The following is a 3,389-nucleotide window of genomic DNA, read 5'->3' on the forward strand; positions in this document are numbered from 1 at the left end:
CCCTGCCACTAATCATCTGTTTATGCAAAAATAATTTCCTTTTCCACAATCTCCCTCGCACAAGCCCTTATGTTATTCGTTCTTCCAGTCCATTCTAAGGCGTTTTCTTCCTTTAGGCATTCCGTTATGCCCTGTGCTTGCTTCATGCCCTCTATGAGCCGTTCAAAGTGTTCCTGTGCCTGTCTGTCAATGTCGGCAAGGTAAGCATTGAGCCTGCCGCTTGTGAGAAGATTGGTGTATGTAATTTTGCGGTACTCCCGCAGATAGTCCAAGTGCCGCCGTCCGAATAAGTCTATCGACTGTTCCTTTTCGGGTGGTATGGTAAGGCAGGGTAAAATGTATTCGCCTTGCCGTTCGTATCTGCCGCCCATTTCCTCAAAGATTGATTGTACCATTTGTTTTTCCTCCAAATAAGATATTCACTCCATACTCATGTCTGCTATCATTAACACAATTTACGTTTTCTCCTTATCTGGTTTCATACATGTTTTATATTCAGATTACAGTGAAGTAATCACAGTGGGAGCCGGTGCTGATGCAGTAGATTTTAAACTGGTCAGTCTGTGCCAGAAAGGAGACATTGTTGTAACGCAGGATTATGGTGTCGCGGCAATGATTCTGGGTAAAGGTGCATATGGTATCCATCAGAGCGGTAAATGGTATACAGATGAAAATATAGATCAGATGCTGATGGAACGACATTTGACGAAGAAAGCCAGAAACTCAAAGAAAAAACATCATTTGAAAGGTCCGGCAAAGCGGACAGAGGCAGACGATAAAAGGTTTGAAGTGTCTTTGAATAAATTGATCGAGATGTATATTAAGGATAGGTAGTACAAAAATCAGGACGTAGGTTTTCAATCCCCTACGTCCTGATTTTTTTATTCCAATTCTACAAACTGGAATTTGAGTCTCTGTAAAGCTGGAATTAACCCATACAATTATTTTAATTTAGAGGTTCTTACGCAATTATCCGTATTTTGTAATTTTTCAATACTGGAATGCCAGTGTAAATCAGCATTCTCCATTTTTATTAAAGCGAAAAACGTAAAATTGCGGAAGAACCAATTTAGATATTCACAATTTTACTTGCCACAGTATCTCGAAAAACACTGTCATGTTCTACCAGGAGCATGGTCGGGGCAAACTCCGTTATGAGTTGTTCAATCTGCATACGTGAGTACACATCAATAAAGTTGAGCGGTTCATCCCATACATACAAGTGTGCCTTTTCACAAAGGCTTTTCGCAATTAGGACTTTCTTCTTTTGCCCGCCAGAAAAGTCTTTAATATCCTTTTCAAACTGTACACGCTCAAAGTCCATTTTCCTAAGAATTGCCTTGAACAAACTTTCATCAAGGTTGTTTTCTTCTGCAAACTCGGAAAGGGTTCCACATAAATACGATGTATCCTGTGGCACATAAGAAATTACAAGCCCAGAGCCAAGTGTTACTGTACCCGTATAATCTATGGACTGCCCGACTACCAACTTTAACAGGCTACTTTTGCCACTGCCGTTCTTTCCATCAAGCACAATGCGTTCTCCCTGTCTTATTTCAAACGAAACGGGTTCACAAACTGAAATGCCATCATAATAAACTACTACATTCGATAATGATGCAAGCAAATCTGTATGGTAATTAAGCGGTTGTATCTTGAGGGCTTCTGCGGTTTCCATATTTTTCAGCAATGCTGATTTTTGTTCGATTGTCTGTTGTTGTCTCGCTTCTATAGATTTTGAACGCTTCATCATTTTGGCGGCTTTATGACCGACATAACCTTTATCTGCTGCCCCAATTTTGGAAGCTTCTACACGTTCAGACCATACTGCAGCGCGTTTTGCCGACTGCTGTAATCGTCTGATGTCCTTTTGCAAACGTTCGTTCTGAGCCAGTTCAAATTCTTGCTGTCGCTCAAAATTTGACATCCATGATGAAAAGTTTCCTCTTTGCACTTCGATATTCGCTCGGTTAATCGATAGAATATAGTCAACACAATCGTCAAGAAAGCGACGATCGTGAGAAACTAAGATGAATCCCTTTTTCTTTTTCAGATATGCCGCCACACTTTTTCTCGCTTTGGCATCCAAATGGTTGGTAGGTTCATCAATCAGTAGGAAATGCCCTTCATTAAGAAAAAGAGCGGCAATCAAAACCTTTGTCTGCTCTCCGTTGGAAAGTGTTTCAAAAGGTCGCCAAAGCACATCGACATCAACATCAAGATAAGAAAGTTCTCGCATAAGTTCCCATTCTTCCGCAAGTGGGCAAATCTCCTGCAATATATCCTCTGTAATACGATTCTTATCTGAAACGGGATAAGGAAAATAATCAAACTGTACGGATGATAGGATTTTTCCACTATACTCATATTTCCCAAGCAGAAGATTCAGAAAGGTTGTTTTACCTCGTCCGTTTCTGCCCACAAAACCAAGCTTCCAATCGGTATCAACCTGGAAACTGACATTTTCAAAAACATTATCATAACTTGTCGGATATGAAAACGTAAGGTTTTCAATTTTAATCATTGACATAAATATTATCCTCCTTTGCATGTCATACGATACAAAGTCGGTTCGGTGAATGTTTACTACGTATAGATTTCACCAAAAGGAACCGACACTATACGGAGTGAATCATGTGTAACTATCTGTTCTGCACTATTCATAAAGCACCTCCAAAACAAAATAAGAGCCACAAGAAAGTTTATCCTTGCAGCTCGTCATAGCATAAAATAACACCACTAAGCAAAAGTGGCAACAGCACTATATTGAGTAAGATAGACATATAACTTTCTTGCAATAGACACAATAATGCCAAAGTATAGCACTACCGCATATTTTGATTTTATTTGCAAGAAAAGTTAATCATCTTCCCACCTCTTTCTAAATTTCAAAATATTATACCATAAATCGCAGGCAAATACAAGTGGTTATAAAAATTTAACAAATCGCTTATAATACAATCATATAACTTTACGCATTCCTTACTGACCGTAAAATTCCGATTTGTTTAATTCTTATTCTATTTCGCCAGAAAATTACTCTGTATCTCCATCGGCATATGATAAGCCTGCCCGCGTTTCATCAGGCTGTAGAGCTTGAAGCTCATGAGTTCCGGGCTGGCATTCAGGCTGCTACAGAATCCAAAATAATTCAGGTCTTCGTTCTTGGACATTTCAGCCACATCGTCGTCTTCGAGAAGAAGATCTGCAGCAAACAGATTGGCTTCATATTCTGTAGAATCCATCATATTGTAAAGCACATCATCCTTCATGGGAGCCATTTTCAGCTGTGACCGGTGCAGGATGATATGCCCCAGTTCGTGTGCAGCAACGATGCGCTGCTCTTCTTCAGAAAGGAAACTGCTGATCATGACATAGATCGTCTGGCA

Annotated in this window: 4 protein-coding genes; 1 reads left to right on the top strand and 3 read right to left on the bottom strand. The window is 39.9% G+C overall.

Features of this window, described 5'->3' with window-relative positions; translation table 11 throughout:
- Positions 1-20: 20 nt before the first annotated feature.
- A complete protein-coding gene (locus WMO25_RS16385) occupies positions 21-395 on the bottom strand; it encodes a TnpV protein (RefSeq protein ID WP_015535394.1) in 375 nt (124 codons plus the stop codon).
- 37 nt (positions 396-432) lie between these two features.
- On the opposite strand from WMO25_RS16385, the gene WMO25_RS16390 reads away from it, so the two are divergent.
- Entirely contained in the window at positions 433-834 is a 402-nt protein-coding gene (locus WMO25_RS16390; RefSeq protein ID WP_268826466.1) for a DUF188 domain-containing protein, read from the top strand.
- 235 nt (positions 835-1,069) lie between these two features.
- On the opposite strand, the gene WMO25_RS16395 is transcribed toward WMO25_RS16390, so the two are convergent.
- Entirely contained in the window at positions 1,070-2,530 is a 1,461-nt protein-coding gene (locus WMO25_RS16395; RefSeq protein WP_002584327.1) for an Lsa family ABC-F type ribosomal protection protein, read from the bottom strand.
- Between the two features lie 490 nt (positions 2,531-3,020).
- On the bottom strand, positions 3,021-3,389 hold a 369-nt coding region (locus WMO25_RS16400), incomplete at its 5' end, for an ImmA/IrrE family metallo-endopeptidase (RefSeq protein WP_349086233.1).

Origin of the sequence: Coprococcus intestinihominis (assembly GCF_040096555.1) — a bacterium.
Lineage (GTDB): Bacteria > Bacillota > Clostridia > Lachnospirales > Lachnospiraceae > Coprococcus_A > Coprococcus_A intestinihominis.

Bases quoted from the DNA above. Each gene is read 5' to 3' on its own strand.
- WMO25_RS16395 (WP_002584327.1), bottom strand. From the start codon at position 2,530: ATGTCAATGATTAAAATTGAAAACCTTACGTTTTCATATCCGACAAGT.
- WMO25_RS16385 (WP_015535394.1), bottom strand. From the start codon at position 395: ATGGTACAATCAATCTTTGAGGAAATGGGCGGCAGATACGAACGGCAA.
- WMO25_RS16390 (WP_268826466.1), top strand. From the start codon at position 433: ATGTCTGCTATCATTAACACAATTTACGTTTTCTCCTTATCTGGTTTC.